Source organism: Seonamhaeicola sp. ABD4_175 (assembly GCF_056160885.1).
The window spans coordinates 1-17669 of record NZ_JBSWYC010000002.1 but is presented as its reverse complement, the minus strand read 5'-3'; the positions used below and the strand labels follow the sequence as shown (position 1 = coordinate 17669).

Sequence of the window (17669 nt, the reverse complement as noted above, 5' to 3'; positions counted from 1 at the left end):
GTTTGGAATATCTTGATTTATATTTACGGGTTTAGCTCAGTTGGTAGAGCACTGGTCTCCAAAACCAGGTGTCGTGAGTTCGAGTCTCGCAACCCGTGCAAATAAGTATATAAATGGCAGGATTTGTAAATTATATAAAAGAATCATTTAACGAACTTAAAACCAACGTAAGTTGGCCTACTTGGGCAGAAGCTCAAAACTTAACAGTTCTAGTAGCTGTTTTTTCTATAATCTTTTCATTAGCTATATGGGGAGTAGATACAGTTTTTAGTAAGGTTATTTCGGCTTATTTTGATTTGATAAACTAGTTAAATGTAAGGTGAGTATGTCTGAAGTAAGTGAAAAAAAATGGTATGTAGTTAGGGCTGTAAGTGGTCAAGAAAACAAAATCAAAACCTATATTGAGAATGAAATTGCTCGATTAGGAATGCAAGATTATGTTGACCAAGTATTGGTGCCTACAGAAAAGGTTATTCAGATACGTAACGGAAAAAAAATAAGCAAAGAAAAAGTTTATTTTCCTGGTTATATAATGATACAAGCCAATTTATCAGGAGAGGTTCCTCATATTATTAGATCTGTTACTAACGTAATAGGTTTTTTAGGTGAAACTAAAGGTGGTGATCCTGTGCCTTTAAGACAATCTGAAGTAAACAGAATGTTAGGCAAGGTTGATGAGTTATCTGTTGAAGAAACAACAAACGTGGCTATACCTTACACAAAAGGTGAAACCGTTAAGGTTATTGATGGTCCATTTAATGGGTTTGATGGTACCATTGAAAAAATTAATGAAGAAAAGCGTAAACTTGAAGTAATGGTTAAAATTTTTGGAAGAAAAACACCATTAGAATTAAGTTATATGCAGGTTGAAAAAGTATAATAATTGTTACACTAAATAGATACACAATCTTTAGCTTCCAACATTTAAGATTTAGTATCAAAATAAATTATTAAAAATGGCAAAAGAGTTAAGTAAAGTAGTTAAGCTACAAGTTAGGGGAGGTGCAGCGAATCCTTCGCCACCGGTTGGACCCGCTCTAGGTGCTGCTGGTGTTAACATCATGGAGTTCTGTAAGCAGTTTAATGCTAGAACCCAAGATAAAGCTGGTAAAGTATTACCAGTTGTTATATCGGTTTATAAAGACAAATCTTTTGATTTTGTTATTAAAACCCCTCCAGCTGCAGTACAATTATTAGAAGCGGCCAAGGTGAAAAAGGGTTCTGGTGAACCAAACAGAAAAAAAGTAGCGAAAGTTTCTTGGGATCAAATTAAAACCATTGCAGAAGATAAAATGCAAGATTTAAATGCATTTACAATTGAATCTGCTATGAAAATGGTTGCTGGTACAGCAAGATCTATGGGAATAACTGTAACAGGGCAATTCCCTAATTAATCTTTAAAACATTCAAAAATGGCAAGATTAACAAAAAAACAAAAAGAAGCTGTAGCGAAAATTGAAAAAGGAAGACTTTATTCAGTAGATGAAGCTTCAGCATTAATAAAAGAAATTACCAATACTAAGTTTGACGCATCAGTTGATATTGCTGTTCGTTTAGGTGTAGATCCTAGAAAAGCAAATCAAATGGTACGTGGTGTGGTTTCATTACCTCACGGTACTGGTAAAGATATGAAAGTATTGGCATTAGTTACTCCAGATAAAGAAGCAGAAGCTAAAGAAGCTGGTGCAGATTATGTTGGTTTAGATGAATACCTTGATAAAATTAAAGGGGGCTGGACTGATGTAGATGTAATTATCACCATGCCAAGTGTTATGGGTAAATTAGGTCCTTTAGGACGTGTGTTAGGTCCTCGTGGTTTAATGCCAAACCCAAAAACAGGAACAGTAACTATGGATGTTGCTAAAGCAGTTACAGAAGTAAAAGCTGGTAAAATTGACTTTAAAGTTGATAAAACCGGTATTGTACACGCTGCTATTGGTAAAGCATCATTTAGCGCTGATAAAATTGCAGGTAATGCAAATGAATTATTACAAACATTAATGAAACTTAAGCCAACTGCTGCAAAAGGAACTTACGTAAAAAGCATTTTTATGTCTTCAACAATGAGTCCTAGTGTTGCTGTTGATCCTAAAATTGGTTAATAAAACTCGTTAAAACTTTTATTATGACAAGAGAAGAAAAATCACAAGTAATTGAGGAGTTAACTGGTGAATTAGCTAATAACACAAATATCTATTTAACAGATATTAGTGGCCTAAACGCAGGAACAACCTCAGATTTACGTCGTGCTGCATTTAAAGCAAACGTAAAAATGGCTGTAGTAAAAAATACATTACTTGAAAAAGCAATGGAAGCTTCAGATAAAGATTTTGGAGACCTTCCTACTGTTTTAAAAGGAAATACATCTGTGATGTATTCTGAAACAGGTAATGCACCAGCAAAGTTAATTAAAACCTTCCGTAAAAAATCTGAAAAACCTTTATTAAAAGGTGCTTTTATTGAGGAAGCTATTTACATTGGCGATAATCAGTTAGACGCATTAGTAGATATTAAGTCTAGAGAAGAACTTATTGGTGAAATTGTTACATTATTACAATCACCTGCTAAAAACGTTGTTTCAGCACTTCAATCAAGTGGTGGAAAACTTGCTGGTATTATTAAAACACTATCTGAAAAAGAAGGATAGTTCAAAGCAGTACGCACTTATTACAATTATATTAAATTAAAAAATTATTAAAACGATAGAAAAATGGCAGATTTAAAAGATTTCGCAGAACAATTAGTTAACTTAACAGTAAAAGAAGTTAATGAGTTAGCTACTATATTAAAAGATGAGTACGGTATTGAGCCTGCTGCTGCAGCTGTAGCTGTTGCTGCTGGTGGAGGTGCTGCTGGTGGTGGTGAAGCTGCTGAAGAAAAAACTGAATTTGACGTAATCCTTAAAGCAGCTGGTGGTTCTAAATTAGCAGTTGTAAAATTAGTTAAAGAATTAACTGGTTTAGGCTTAAAAGAAGCTAAAGGATTAGTTGATGATGCACCAAGCGCAATTAAAGAAGGTGTATCTAAAGATGAAGCTGAAGGCTTAAAATCTTCTTTAGAAGAGGCTGGAGCTGAGGTTGAGCTTAAGTAAGCTTAACAACCAAACAGAACAAAGGTTTAGGTCTTGAGAGTGCCTCTCAAAGACCTAAACCATTTTGCGTATATAAAAGTATATACGTTTTTATAATTTTTTTTTAATCAAAATTCCGTTCATTGATGTTGTCAACACAAGCTGAAAGATTAAATTTCTCGTCTATTGTAAATAGAACAGAATATCCAGATTTCTTGGATATTCAAATCAAATCCTTCCAGGATTTTTTCCAATTAGAAACAAAGTCTGAAGAACGCGGTGATGAAGGCCTTTATAACACCTTCATGGAAAATTTTCCAATCACAGATTCCAGAAACCAATTTGTTTTAGAATTTTTAGATTACTTTATAGATCCACCAAGGTATGCTATTGATGAGTGTATTGAAAGAGGACTAACATACAGTGTTCCTTTAAAAGCAAGGTTAAAGTTATATTGTACAGACCCTGAACATGAAGATTTTGAAACCATTGTTCAAGATGTTTACTTAGGTACTATTCCTTACATGACACCTAGTGGTACATTTGTTATCAATGGTGCAGAACGTGTTGTTGTGTCTCAGTTACACAGATCTCCAGGTGTGTTTTTCGGACAATCATTCCATGCTAACGGAACAAAATTATATTCAGCAAGGGTAATTCCTTTCAAAGGTTCTTGGATTGAGTTTGCTACAGACATCAACCAAGTAATGTATGCTTACATTGACAGAAAGAAAAAATTACCTGTAACAACGCTTTTCCGTGCTATCGGTTTTGAGCGCGATAAAGATATTTTAGAAATTTTTGATTTAGCTGAAGAAGTTAAAGTATCAAAAACGGGATTAAAAAAGTATTTAGGCAGAAAACTTGCGGCACGTGTACTTAACACATGGCACGAAGATTTTGTTGATGAAGATACTGGTGAAGTAGTGTCAATTGAGCGTAACGAAATTGTGCTTGATCGTGATACTATTTTAGATAAAGATAATATTGAAGAAATTATTGAAGCCGATGTTAAAACTATTCTTTTACACAAAGAAAGTTCTGAACAAGGTGATTATGCCATCATTCATAACACGCTTCAAAAAGACCCAACAAATTCTGAAAAAGAAGCTGTTGAACACATTTACCGTCAATTACGTAATGCAGAACCGCCAGATGAGGAAACTGCTCGTGGTATAATTGACAAGTTATTCTTTTCAGATCAACGTTACTCTTTAGGAGAAGTTGGTCGTTACAGAATGAATAAAAAATTACAGTTAGATATCGGTATGGACAAGCAAGTGCTTACCAAAGAAGATATCATAACTATTATAAAATATTTAATTGAGCTTATCAACTCTAAAGCAGAGATTGATGATATTGATCACTTATCAAACCGTCGTGTACGTACAGTTGGTGAACAATTATCCCAGCAGTTTGGTGTTGGTTTAGCTCGTATGGCACGTACCATTCGTGAACGTATGAATGTTCGTGATAATGAAGTATTTACACCAATAGATTTAATTAACGCAAAGACATTATCGTCTGTAATTAATTCATTCTTTGGTACCAACCAGTTATCTCAATTTATGGATCAAACAAATCCATTAGCTGAGATCACTCACAAACGTCGTTTATCAGCTTTAGGTCCAGGTGGTCTTTCTCGTGAAAGAGCAGGTTTTGAGGTTCGTGACGTTCACTATACACACTACGGAAGACTTTGTCCTATTGAAACACCAGAGGGGCCAAACATTGGTCTTATCTCGTCACTTTCGGTATATGCTAAAGTTAACTCAATGGGCTTCATTGAAACACCTTACAGAAAAGTTGAAGAAGGTGTTGTAGATATTAAAAATGAGCCAACATATTTAAGTGCTGAAGAAGAAGAAGAGAAGTTAATTGCACAAGCTACTGTAAATGTAGATGACGATGGTAAAATATTACACGATAAGGTAATTGCCAGAATGGAAGGTGATTTCCCTGTAATTGATCCATCTGATTTACATTACACTGATGTTGCACCAAACCAAATCTCGTCAATTTCAGCATCGTTAATCCCATTCTTAGAGCATGATGATGCAAACCGTGCATTAATGGGGTCAAACATGATGCGTCAAGCAGTACCTTTATTAAGAGTAGATTCTCCAATTGTAGGAACTGGTTTAGAACGTCAAGTAGCTAAAGATTCTAGGGTATTAATTAATGCCGAAGGAACTGGTGAAGTATTATATGTTGATGCAAACGAAATAAAAATTAGATACGATAGAACAGAAGATGAAGCTAAAGTAAGCTTTGATTCTGATGTTAAAACATATCCATTAATTAAGTTTAGAAAAACCAACCAAGGTACATCTATTAACCTTAAACCAATTGTGATTAAAGGAGATAAAGTAACTAAAGGGCAAGTGTTATGTGAAGGTTATGCAACCCAACAAGGTGAATTAGCTTTAGGTAGAAACATGAAAGTAGCCTTCATGCCTTGGAAAGGTTACAACTTTGAGGATGCCATTGTAATTTCTGAAAAAGTTGTTCGTGAAGATATCTTCACATCTATTCATATTGATGAGTATTCATTAGAAGTTAGAGACACAAAATTAGGTAACGAAGAGTTAACTAATGACATTCCTAACGTATCTGAAGAAGCAACTAAAGATCTAGATGAAAACGGAATGATTCGTGTAGGTGCAGAGGTAAAACCAGGTGATATTTTAATTGGAAAAATTACACCAAAAGGAGAATCTGATCCTACTCCAGAAGAAAAATTATTACGTGCTATTTTTGGTGATAAAGCTGGTGATGTAAAAGATGCATCATTAAAAGCATCACCATCATTAAACGGTGTGGTAATTGATAAAAAATTATTTGCAAGAGCCGTTAAAGATAAACGTAAACGTGCCCAAGATAAAGATGATATCTTAGCTTTAGAAGCACAATACGATAGAAAATTTGATGAATTAAAAGATGTATTAGTTGATAAACTATTTGCTATTGTAAATGGTAAAACAGCTCAAGGTATTTATAATGATTTAGGTGAAGAAGTATTACCAAAAGGTAAAAAGTTCACATTAAAAATGTTAAATGCTGTTGATGATTATGCACACTTAGTATCTGGTAAATGGACTACAGATGACCACACTAACCAGTTAGTAGCAGATTTAATTCACAATTATAAAATTAAAGAAAACGACTTACAAGGTGCTTTACGCCGTGAGAAGTTTACCATTTCTGTTGGTGATGAATTACCAGCAGGTATTATTAAACTTGCTAAAGTTTACATAGCTAAAAAACGTAAACTTAAAGTGGGTGATAAAATGGCAGGACGTCACGGTAACAAAGGTATTGTAGCACGTATTGTTCGTCAAGAAGATATGCCATTCTTAGAAGATGGAACACCGGTTGATATTGTATTAAACCCATTAGGTGTACCATCGCGTATGAATATTGGTCAAATTTATGAAACCGTTTTAGGTTGGGCAGGTCAAAAATTAGAACGCAAATTTGCAACACCAATTTTTGATGGCGCATCATTAGATCAAATTAATGAATTGACTGACGAAGCAGGAATTCCACGTTTCGGTCATACATATTTATATGATGGAGGAACAGGTGAACGTTTTGATCAGCCAGCTACTGTAGGGGTAATTTACATGCTTAAATTAGGCCACATGGTAGATGATAAAATGCACGCACGTTCTATAGGGCCTTACTCATTAATTACGCAACAACCACTTGGTGGTAAAGCACAATTTGGTGGTCAGCGTTTTGGTGAGATGGAAGTTTGGGCACTTGAAGCATACGGTGCATCAAGTACTTTACGCGAAATATTAACTGTAAAATCTGATGATGTTATTGGTAGAGCTAAAACATACGAAAGTATTGTTAAAGGTGAACCAATGCCAGATCCTGGTTTACCAGAATCATTCAATGTATTAATGCATGAATTAAAAGGTTTAGGATTAGACATTAGATTAGAAGAGTAAAATTAATAGTTCACAGTTTTCAGTATGCCGTAAGCACTGCGTACTGAAAACTGGATACTGAAGACTTAAAAAAACATGGCAAGAAAACAAGATAAAAATACAGTTAAGAGATTTAATAAAATCTCAATTGGTTTAGCTTCTCCAGAATCTATTTTAGCAGAATCTAGAGGTGAAGTTTTAAAGCCAGAAACTATTAATTACCGTACACATAAACCAGAACGCGATGGTTTATTTTGTGAGCGCATTTTTGGTCCTGTAAAAGATTATGAATGTGCTTGTGGTAAGTATAAGCGTATTAGATATAAAGGTATAGTTTGTGATCGTTGTGGTGTTGAAGTTACTGAAAAGAAAGTTCGTAGAGACAGAGTTGGTCACATAAATTTAGTTGTGCCTGTTGCACACATTTGGTATTTCCGTTCTTTACCAAACAAAATTGGTTACTTATTAGGGTTGCCGTCTAAGAAATTAGATATGATTATTTACTACGAACGCTATGTAGTAATTCAGCCAGGTAATGCTAAAAATGAAGAAGGTGAACCATTACAAAAAATGGATTTCTTAACAGAAGAAGAATACTTAAATATTCTTGAATCGCTTCCACAAGAAAATCAATATTTAGATGATTCAGACCCAGAAAAGTTTATTGCTAAAATGGGGGCCGAATGTTTAATTGAACTTTTAGCCAGAATTGATTTAGAAACGTTATCATACGAATTACGTCATAAAGCAAATACTGAAACATCTAAACAACGTAAAACTGAAGCATTAAAACGTTTACAAGTAGTTGAGGCATTACGCGAATCTAACAATAACCGTGAAAACCGTCCGGAATGGATGATTATGAAGGTTGTACCAGTAATTCCACCAGAATTACGTCCGTTAGTACCATTAGATGGTGGCCGTTTTGCTACTTCAGATTTAAATGATTTATACCGTCGTGTAATTATACGTAACAACCGTTTAAAAAGGTTAGTTGAAATAAAAGCACCAGAGGTAATATTACGTAATGAAAAACGTATGTTACAAGAATCTGTAGATTCTTTATTTGATAACACACGTAAATCTTCAGCAGTAAAAACAGATTCTAACCGTCCGTTAAAATCATTATCAGATAGTTTAAAAGGTAAGCAAGGGCGTTTCCGTCAAAACTTACTTGGTAAACGTGTAGATTATTCAGCACGTTCTGTAATTGTTGTTGGGCCAGAATTAAAATTATTTGAGTGCGGATTGCCAAAAAATATGGCAGCAGAACTTTACAAACCTTTTGTAATTAGAAAATTAATTGAAAGAGGTATTGTAAAAACTGTAAAATCTGCAAAGAAAATTATAGATAAAAGAGAGCCAGTAGTTTGGGATATCTTGGAAAATGTTCTAAAAGGGCATCCAGTATTACTAAACCGTGCTCCTACATTACACCGTTTGGGTATTCAAGCTTTTCAACCTAAATTAATTGAGGGTAAAGCAATTCAATTACACCCATTAGTGTGTACGGCATTTAATGCCGATTTTGATGGTGACCAAATGGCGGTTCACTTACCATTAGGGCCAGAAGCCATTTTAGAGTGTCAATTATTAATGTTGGCATCACATAACATCTTAAACCCAGCCAATGGTTCGCCAGTAACAGTACCATCTCAAGATATGGTTCTTGGTCTTTATTACATGACCAAAGAACGTAAATCTACACCAGAAGTACCTATTAAAGGTGAAGGTTTAACATTCTATTCGCCAGAGGAAGTAGAAATTGCTTTTAACGAAAAACGAGTAGATTTAAATGCTGGTATTAAAGTAAGAGTTATTGATATTAATGAAGATGGTAAGTTAGCACCTATGGTTCTTGCTACTACAGTTGGACGTGTATTATTTAACCAGCACGTACCACAAGCAGCAGGTTACATCAATCAGGTACTTACTAAAAAATCATTAAGAGATATTATTGGTAATATTCTTAAAGTTACATCGGTACCTGAAACGGCAGATTTCCTTGATTCTATTAGAACTTTAGGTTTCAACTTCGCTTTTAAAGGAGGTTTATCATTCAGTTTAGGAGATATTATTATTCCTGCTGAAAAACAAACAATGATAGATAAAGCCAATGGTTTAGTTGATGGTATTATGGGTAACTATAACATGGGACTTATTACCAATAACGAACGTTATAACCAGGTTATTGATATTTGGACATCTACCAACGCTGAATTAACTGAGCTTTCTATGAAACGTATTCGTGAAGATCAGCAAGGTTTCAACTCGGTGTTTATGATGCTTGATTCTGGTGCGCGTGGTTCTAAAGAACAAATTCGTCAGTTAACCGGTATGCGTGGATTAATGGCTAAGCCTAAAAAATCTAACGCAGGAGGTGGTGAAATTATTGAAAACCCAATTCTTTCTAACTTTAAAGAAGGTCTTTCAATTTTAGAATACTTTATCTCAACACACGGTGCTCGTAAAGGTCTTGCAGATACGGCATTAAAAACAGCCGATGCAGGTTACTTAACACGTCGTTTAGTTGATGTATCTCAAGATGTTATTATTAACACTGAAGATTGTGGTACTTTAAGAGGTGTTGAAGTTGAACCATTAAAGAAAAATGATGAAATTGTTGAAACACTTGAAGATAGAATTGTTGGACGTGTTTCATTAAACGATGTACATAACCCATTAACAGATGAATTACTAGTTAAAGCTGGTGATTTAATTGATGATAAAATAGCAAAAGCTATTGGAGATACGCCAATAGAAAGTGTTGAAGTACGTTCGCCATTATCTTGTGAGGCATTACAAGGTATCTGTGCTAAATGTTACGGCCGTAACCTAGCTACAGGTAAAATGGTACAACGTGGTGAAGCTGTTGGTGTTGTTGCTGCACAATCAATTGGAGAACCTGGTACGCAGTTAACATTACGTACATTCCACGTAGGTGGTATTGCTGGTAACATTTCTGAAGAAAATAAATTAGCCGTTAAATTTGATGGTGTTGCTGAAATTGAAGACTTAAAAACGGTTAAAGGATCAGATAACGATGGTAACGAAGTTGATATTGTTATTTCAAGAACATCAGAAATTAAGTTAATTGACGAGAAAACAGGTATTACTTTAAGTACTAACAATATTCCTTACGGTTCGCATTTAATGATTAAAAACGGACAAAAATTAAGTAAAGGAGATGTTGTTTGTTCTTGGGATCCATACAACGGTGTAATCATCTCAGAGTTTGCTGGTAAAATTAAATACGAAAATATTGAACAAGGTATTACATACCAAGTTGAAATTGATGAGCAAACTGGTTTCCAAGAAAAAGTAATTTCAGAATCTAGAAATAAAAAGCTTATACCAACTATTCATATTGAAGATGGTAATGGTGAAACAATCCGTTCATACAACCTACCAGTTGGTGCACACTTAATGATTGATGATGGTGAGAAAATTAATGTAGGTAAGGTGTTGGTTAAAATACCTCGTAAATCTGCTAAAGCAGGTGATATTACGGGTGGTTTACCACGTGTTACCGAGTTATTTGAAGCTCGTAACCCATCAAACCCAGCAGTAGTAAGTGAAATTGATGGTGTTGTATCATTTGGTAAAATTAAGCGCGGTAACCGTGAAATTATTGTAGAATCTAAAACAGGTGATGTTAAGAAATACTTGGTGAAACTATCTAATCAAATTCTTGTTCAAGAAAATGATTATGTAAAAGCAGGTATGCCATTATCTGATGGTTCTATAACGCCAAATGATATTTTAAATATTAAAGGTCCTTCAGCAGTACAACAATATTTAGTAAACGAAGTACAAGAAGTATACCGTTTACAAGGTGTGAAAATTAACGATAAGCACTTTGAGGTTGTTGTAAGACAGATGATGCGTAAAGTTAGAATTATAGATTCTGGTGATACCATTTTCTTAGAAGATCAATTAGTTCATAAAGCAGATTTCATTAAAGAAAACGATGATATCTTTGGAATGAAAGTTGTTGAAGATGCAGGAGATTCTACAAACCTTAAAGCAGGTCAAATAGTATCACCACGTCAATTAAGAGATGAAAATTCAATTTTAAGAAGAGAAGACAAACAACTTGTAGTAGCAAGAGATGTGCAACCTGCAACAGCTACGCCAATACTACAAGGTATTACAAGAGCTTCGCTTCAAACTAAATCATTCATTTCTGCGGCATCATTCCAGGAAACTACAAAAGTACTTAACGAAGCAGCTGTAGCTGGTAAAGTTGATACGTTAGAAGGCTTAAAAGAAAATGTAATTGTTGGTCATAGAATACCAGCAGGTACAGGTATGAGAAGCTACTCTAACATTATTGTGGGGTCAAAAGAAGAATTTGATGAAATGATGCAAGTAAAACAAGAGTTGAACTACAACTAATATTTGTTATTCTCGCGAAATCTAAGATTCACGAACACCTTATTATGAGGGTAAGTATCAATGAGTAAGGCGAGAATATAAAAACAAAAAGCCTTCATGTATTAAAATACTTGAAGGCTTTTTTATTACGCATTTCATACAAGGGTTTTAAGCTTGTAGGTATAAGTAAAACAATTAAGTTATTAATAATATTTCTACTTTTGTGGAAATTAAAAAATAAAAATTTCTATGGCAGACGATAATAATAAGCCTAAGCAAGGGCAATTAAACATAGAGTTAGATGAAAAAGTTGCAGAAGGCACGTATTCTAACTTGGCAATTATAAACCATTCTGTATCTGAATTTGTGGTAGACTTTGTAAACATAATGCCTGGTGTACCTAAAAATAAAGTAAAGTCTAGAATTATATTAACACCACAACACGCTAAAAGATTGCTTAATGCATTGGCCGATAATGTAAACAGATTTGAAAATGCGCATGGTGAAATTAAAGATTATGAACAACCACCAATACCGCTAAATTTTGGTCCTACGGGTGAAGCTTAAAAAATAAAATTATAAATTAATATTATGAATATTAATTTATTTATATGTATAATTTATATGAAACAAGTTATTTAAACGCGTTTTAATTTATTTTAAATCATTCAGTATACAAATCATTGTTTTGTTTTTATTTAACTGTTAAAAGCGTTTAAAATAATTTTTTGGTGTTTTATCAAAAAAATGCCCTTTATAAATATTTATAAAGGGCATTTTTAATATTAAACCAATGCTTCTTCCTTTTTTTTAAAATATTGTAGGGCTCCAGATGGGCAGCGTTTAATTTGTGCTATAATTTTTGAGTTTTCGGTATTATCTAAATTAACCCAAGGTATTATTGAGTCGCTAAAAACTTCTGAAAGTTCTTTAGCACAAATACCAGATAGTGTGCATTTTTGTGGGTTATAAGTAACCGTAATATCTTTATTACTAAATTTTTTAGCATTTACTTCCATTAGTAGATTTTTTAGGGTAATTATTTATAAATTTTTCAAATGCGATAGTTTCTTGTTTTTAATCAAACTCCGAAGTAAAATGAAATTTTATACTTGGGTATTTTTGTTGTGTCATTTGTAATGAAAATTGAGAATCGGCTAAAAACACAAGTTGCCCTTGTTTGTCTTTAGCTAAAAAACGCTGTTTAACTTGCTTAAACTCTTTAAATTCGGCATTTTTTTCATCTTCGGGTTCAACCCAACATGCTTTAGCTACATTTAAGTTTTCGTAGGTACATTTAGCGCCGTATTCATGCTCTAATCTATATTGAATAACTTCATATTGAAGCGCACCAACGGTTCCAATAACTTTTCTTCCGTTTAATTCTAGTGTAAATAATTGCGCTACACCTTCATCCATTAATTGGTCAATGCCTTTAAAAAGTTGTTTAGATTTCAAGGGGTCGGCGTTATTTATATATCTAAAATGCTCAGGTGAAAAACTAGGAATACCTTTATAATTTAAAATTTCGCCTTCCGTTAGTGTATCACCTATTTTAAAGCTTCCAGTATCTTGTAAACCAACAATATCTCCAGGGTATGATATATCTACAATTTCTTTCTTTTCAGCAAAAAAGGCATTAGGACTAGAAAATTTTACTTTTTTATTATTTCTAACGTGTAAATAAGGGGTGTTACGTTTAAATTCTCCAGAAACAATTTTTACGAAAGCTAACCTGTTTCTATGATTAGGATCCATGTTGGCATGAATTTTAAAAACAAAACCTGTAAAGTTTTTTTCATCAGGTTTTACCAAACGCGTATCACTTTGTTTTGCTCTGGGGGTAGGTGCTATGTTTACAAAACAATCAAGAAGTTCTCTAACACCAAAGTTATTTAATGCCGAACCAAAAAATACGGGTTGAAGCTCACCTTTTTTATAAGCTTCTTTATCAAAATCAGGATAAATACCTTGAACTAATTCTAATTCTTCTCTTAAAGTATTTGCAGCTTTTTCACCAACCAATTCGTCTAATTCGGCAGATTCTAAATCTGATATTTTTATGGTTTCTTCAATATTTTTTCGGCTATCACCACTAAAAAGATTAATGTTTTTTTCCCAAATATTATAAATACCTTTAAACTCATAACCCATACCAATTGGGAAACTAAGCGGTGTTACTTTTAAACCTAGTTTTTGTTCTACTTCATCAAGCAAATCAAAGGCATCTTTACCTTCTCTATCTAGTTTATTAATAAAAACAATCATGGGTATGTTGCGCATTCTACAAACTTCAACTAATTTTTCAGTTTGTTCCTCTACACCTTTTGCAACATCAATAACTACAATAACACTATCTACGGCCGTTAAAGTTCTAAAGGTGTCTTCAGCAAAATCTTTATGCCCAGGCGTATCTAAAATATTAATTTTTATGTTATTATACTCAAAAGCTAAAACCGATGTAGCTACCGAAATACCACGCTGGCGCTCAATTTCCATAAAGTCACTGGTGGCTCCTTTTTTTATTTTATTACTTTTTACAGCACCAGCTTCTTGTATGGCGCCACCAAAAAGTAACAGTTTTTCAGTTAAAGTTGTTTTACCAGCATCGGGGTGCGATATGATGCCAAATGTTCGCCTGCGGTTTATTTCTTTTAAAAATTCCATGTTCTATCTTAAAGTATGCAAAAATATAAATAAGTAGCATACTTGCTACCTTAAAGTAATATAAATACTTTTTGTTAAAATGTAGGATTTACTGGTTTTCCATTCATCTACACATAAGTGCATTTGGTCTACACTTATTAGTGTTTAATAGTTTTATATAAGTAAAAGAAATACGGGCTAGATATTTTAGTAGCTATACTTAAATAATTGTGACTTTATTTTTTTTTGGTGTCATAAAATCATAATTATTTGTTAAAAAAGAATATTTTTGAAAATAAGAGAATCTTTTCATCTATAGAAAATAGTTTCTCAACATCACTAAATTGCTGTTCGAACAACAAAAAATAATATTAAGTAAGTTTATAATAAATTTACCATCTCTTTTAAAATTAATTAATATGAATAAGCTATACTATGTATTGAAATTGAGTGTAATAAAAGATTACAGGGTACTTTTATTGTGTTTGTTTTTATTTTCAAGTATTCAATTAACTAACGCTCAATGTACAGGCCCTTTAAATGACTGTGATAATGATGGTATTGTTAATAGTTCTGATGATGATGATGATAATGATGGTATTTTAGATGTTGATGAATGTACAGAAGGCGCTCTAATTAATGATAGTTTTGAGGATTATAATGTTTCTGATGCAGTTATTACATATGGAACTGCGCCTAACAGATCATTTTTATTTGATGAAACAAATGTTAATGGATGGGAAACTACATCAGGTGATAATTATATTGAAATATGGGAATCTGGCCATAATGGAGGAGACCCAGCACCAACACCTTCTTTTGATGGAGGCTCGCACGCTGAGATTAATGCAACATCAAATTCACAATTATTTCAAGATGTAGCAACTTCACCTGGTTCAATAATAACATGGTCTATTTGGCATAGAGGAAGAAGAGGTACAGATGAGGCTAACGTGTTAATTGGGCCTGCTGGAGGAACTCTTGTAGTTCAACAATTAATGAGCACAGATAATACTGCTTGGGTTAATTATACAGGAACTTACACAGTACCAGCAGGACAAACAACAACGCGTTTTGGTTTTGAAAGTGTATCTACAGCTGGAGGTAGTATAGCTACGGGGAATTTTATAGATTTATTTTCAGTAACTATTTGTCCAGATACCGATGGTGATGGAATATCAAATCAATTAGATAATGATAGTGATGGAGATGGGTGTTTTGATGCTCTAGAAGCAGATGGAGCAATAACATTAACTCAAGTAAATGGTAATGGGCAAATAAATGGCCCATATACAAACGGTGTTCCAAATGCAGTAGGCGCAGGAGGGCAAAATGATGTTAGTAGCACAAATGCCTCAGTAACAGGTGGAGAATGTGATGATGATGGCGACGGTGTTATTAACAGTGCCGATATTTGCCAAGGTTTTGATGACACTGTTAATACTGATGGAGATGCTTATCCAGATGGATGTGATTTAGATGATGATAATGATGGTATTTTAGATGTTGATGAATGTCATGAATCAAATCCAGGTAATGTATTACCTGACGGTGTTGAAGATGGTAGTTTTGGAATAGGTTACTGGGATGCAGAATATTACGAAGGACATTTTGCTATAGCAGGCTCTACGTTCGGAAATAGTAATCAAAATAGTCAATTAAACGGAACTCCAGGTACACCAGTTTTTAGGGGCGAAGCTTATTTAGGAATAAATTCTTTTTCTTTTACAGATTCAAGGTCTTACAACCAATTAGGACCATTTGATACCAATACAAGCACAGGTTTAGTGCCTAGCAATTATGTTGGTACTAATGTAGATAATGTACCATTTCAACCATACTACCAAACCATATTTAAAAGACAATTTACATTAGCTGGTCAATTAAATTATGGAGGTGTAGGCTTTGGTATTGATGATATTCTTGAAGTTTTTATTAATGGTACTAGGGTTAGTTTTATAGGTTTTTGTTGTGGTGCATCTTCGCCAGCAATTCCAGTATCTCAAACTATTAACGCAGGAGACCAAGTTGAAATACGATTTACAAACCTTGGATACATTGGGAGTTATACTTTTAATTTTGAATTTACTACTAGTTGTAACAATGATATTGATAATGATGGTATTCCTAACGGAGAAGATTTAGATAGTGATGATGATGGATGTCCTGATGCCTTAGAAGGTGATGGAGGTATCTTATATACGCAATTGAATACTGATGGCTCTATTAATAATTCAGTAAATGACAACGGAATACCTGTTGGACCAGGAACAGCAGGGGCAGGCACTACAGGTCAAAATAATGTGAGTGCATATGATATAAATACAAGATCAACAATTTGTGATCCATGTGACTCAAATAATATAAATTTTATAGATTCTGATTTAGATACCATCGGTAACATTTGTGATTTAGATGATGATAATGATGGTATTTTAGATGTTGATGAAATGGACTGTGTTACTAATGTACCTATTAATAATGGCTATGCGTTAAATACTGATTACTCAGCATCATCACCTTTAACAGGTTTAGGAGCATTTTCAGGATCAAGTTTTGATTTTAGCTATCAACTATTAGGAACAGCAGTATGGCAATCAGGAGTTAGAATATTAAATAATGGATCTATAGCACCTGATGGAAATTATTTAAATACACAACCTAATACCACTAATTTTCAAAATGGTGATGTAGCAGAATATACATACACTTTCTCAGAAACCGTTTATAATTTGAACTTTAAATGGGGTGGTATGGATAATCAAGATGCCATAAGAGTAACGGCAACCTATAATGGTAATCCTGTTGATGCTAGTAGAATTATTATTTCAGATATAAATTTAGGGGCAAATGTTACTATTGTAGAAAACTTTGCTGTAAGTACAGCAGGAGGAGCTAATGCTCCTAACAATAGTTTATCAGTAAGTTTTAATACACCGGTTGATGAAGTTGTAATAGTAGCTGGTAAAAATAATGGAAATGCGGGAGCGGTAACTATGCAGTTATATGAAATGTCATATTGTGTAGCTAAAAATTCTGATGGAGATGGAATACCCGATCATTTAGATAACGATAGTGATGGAGATGGATGTCCTGATGCAGTTGAAGGTGATGAAAATATAACGGAAGCACAATTAGATGGTGCTGATAGAATATCAGGTACAGTTGATGGAGACGGTGTTCCTAATTTAGTTAATTCAGGAGGTAGTGCTGATGTAGGTGCAGATCAAGGTCAAGGTACAGGACAAAGTACTACATCAAATCCTTTAAATTTAGTTATTACAGACCCACCAGCTGCTTGCGAAAATGTTGATATTACAGATTCAAGTGTTACAGCAGGAAGTAGTTCAGGTACGTTAACGTATTGGACAGATTCAGGAGCAACATCAACTCTAGCTAATCCTAATGCGGTGACAACTAGCGGTACTTATTATATTAGGTTAGAAAGTGCAGGTGGATGTTTTCAAATAGAACCGGTTAACGTAACCGTTAATGCTTTAGACGATGCTAGCTTTAATTATTCGGCAGCGGCTTATTGTACTAATGATTCAGACCCTACACCAACCGTAACTGGATTAGGCGGAGGCACCTTTAGTTCAACCGCAGGATTATCAATCAATGCAAGTACAGGAGCAATC

General features: G+C 33.9%; 11 protein-coding genes, 1 tRNA gene and 1 pseudogene. 11 read left to right on the top strand and 2 right to left on the bottom strand.

Going from position 1 to position 17669, the window contains the following annotated elements:
• Positions 1-25 precede the first annotated feature (25 nt).
• From ACXAG4_RS06370 to ACXAG4_RS06325, 10 genes are all read left to right on the top strand, one after another.
• A tRNA-Trp gene (locus tag ACXAG4_RS06370) sits at positions 26-98 on the top strand.
• A 15-nt stretch (positions 99-113) separates the two neighbouring features.
• Positions 114-308, top strand: a complete 195-nt coding sequence (gene secE, locus ACXAG4_RS06365) for a preprotein translocase subunit SecE (protein ID WP_475295255.1) — start codon at positions 114-116, stop codon at positions 306-308.
• A gap of 17 nt (positions 309-325) precedes the next feature.
• Complete coding sequence (gene nusG / locus ACXAG4_RS06360) at positions 326-880, top strand: transcription termination/antitermination protein NusG (protein ID WP_475295254.1); 555 nt, start codon at positions 326-328, stop codon at positions 878-880.
• Between the two features lie 76 nt (positions 881-956).
• On the top strand, positions 957-1394 hold the full coding sequence (rplK, locus tag ACXAG4_RS06355; protein ID WP_147136403.1) for a 50S ribosomal protein L11: 438 nt from the start codon (positions 957-959) through the stop codon (positions 1392-1394).
• Positions 1395-1412: 18 nt separating this feature from the next.
• Complete coding sequence (gene rplA / locus ACXAG4_RS06350; protein ID WP_475295253.1) at positions 1413-2102, top strand: 50S ribosomal protein L1; 690 nt, start codon at positions 1413-1415, stop codon at positions 2100-2102.
• 23 nt (positions 2103-2125) lie between these two features.
• Complete coding sequence (gene rplJ, locus ACXAG4_RS06345; protein ID WP_475295252.1) at positions 2126-2647, top strand: 50S ribosomal protein L10; 522 nt, start codon at positions 2126-2128, stop codon at positions 2645-2647.
• Between the two features lie 63 nt (positions 2648-2710).
• Complete coding sequence (rplL, locus tag ACXAG4_RS06340) at positions 2711-3091, top strand: 50S ribosomal protein L7/L12 (protein WP_148540181.1); 381 nt, start codon at positions 2711-2713, stop codon at positions 3089-3091.
• Between the two features lie 125 nt (positions 3092-3216).
• On the top strand, positions 3217-7029 hold the full coding sequence (rpoB, locus tag ACXAG4_RS06335) for a DNA-directed RNA polymerase subunit beta (RefSeq protein ID WP_475295251.1): 3813 nt from the start codon (positions 3217-3219) through the stop codon (positions 7027-7029).
• Between the two features lie 75 nt (positions 7030-7104).
• A complete protein-coding gene (rpoC, locus tag ACXAG4_RS06330) occupies positions 7105-11406 on the top strand; it encodes a DNA-directed RNA polymerase subunit beta' (RefSeq protein WP_475295250.1) in 4302 nt (1433 codons plus the stop codon).
• A gap of 228 nt (positions 11407-11634) precedes the next feature.
• Positions 11635-11952, top strand: coding sequence for a DUF3467 domain-containing protein (locus tag ACXAG4_RS06325; protein ID WP_475295249.1), 318 nt, complete (start codon positions 11635-11637; stop codon positions 11950-11952).
• A 218-nt stretch (positions 11953-12170) separates the two neighbouring features.
• Here the strand turns inward: ACXAG4_RS06325 and ACXAG4_RS06320 are convergent, their stop codons facing one another.
• The gene (locus ACXAG4_RS06320) at positions 12171-12404 is read right to left on the bottom strand and encodes a (4Fe-4S)-binding protein (RefSeq protein WP_475295248.1); all 234 of its coding nucleotides are present in this window, start codon (positions 12402-12404) and stop codon (positions 12171-12173) included.
• Positions 12405-12462: 58 nt separating this feature from the next.
• Entirely contained in the window at positions 12463-14052 is a 1590-nt protein-coding gene (locus ACXAG4_RS06315; protein WP_475295247.1) for a peptide chain release factor 3, read from the bottom strand.
• A gap of 398 nt (positions 14053-14450) precedes the next feature.
• On the opposite strand from ACXAG4_RS06315, the pseudogene ACXAG4_RS06310 reads away from it, so the two are divergent.
• Positions 14451-17669 (top strand): annotated as a pseudogene (locus ACXAG4_RS06310) (hypothetical protein); the annotation flags it as partial.

Bases quoted from the DNA above. Each gene is read 5' to 3' on its own strand.
- secE (WP_475295255.1), top strand. From the start codon at position 114: ATGGCAGGATTTGTAAATTATATAAAAGAATCATTTAACGAACTTAAA.
- nusG (WP_475295254.1), top strand. From the start codon at position 326: ATGTCTGAAGTAAGTGAAAAAAAATGGTATGTAGTTAGGGCTGTAAGT.
- rplK (WP_147136403.1), top strand. From the start codon at position 957: ATGGCAAAAGAGTTAAGTAAAGTAGTTAAGCTACAAGTTAGGGGAGGT.
- rplA (WP_475295253.1), top strand. From the start codon at position 1,413: ATGGCAAGATTAACAAAAAAACAAAAAGAAGCTGTAGCGAAAATTGAA.
- rplJ (WP_475295252.1), top strand. From the start codon at position 2,126: ATGACAAGAGAAGAAAAATCACAAGTAATTGAGGAGTTAACTGGTGAA.
- rplL (WP_148540181.1), top strand. From the start codon at position 2,711: ATGGCAGATTTAAAAGATTTCGCAGAACAATTAGTTAACTTAACAGTA.
- rpoB (WP_475295251.1), top strand. From the start codon at position 3,217: ATGTTGTCAACACAAGCTGAAAGATTAAATTTCTCGTCTATTGTAAAT.
- rpoC (WP_475295250.1), top strand. From the start codon at position 7,105: ATGGCAAGAAAACAAGATAAAAATACAGTTAAGAGATTTAATAAAATC.
- ACXAG4_RS06325 (WP_475295249.1), top strand. From the start codon at position 11,635: ATGGCAGACGATAATAATAAGCCTAAGCAAGGGCAATTAAACATAGAG.
- ACXAG4_RS06320 (WP_475295248.1), bottom strand. From the start codon at position 12,404: ATGGAAGTAAATGCTAAAAAATTTAGTAATAAAGATATTACGGTTACT.
- ACXAG4_RS06315 (WP_475295247.1), bottom strand. From the start codon at position 14,052: ATGGAATTTTTAAAAGAAATAAACCGCAGGCGAACATTTGGCATCATA.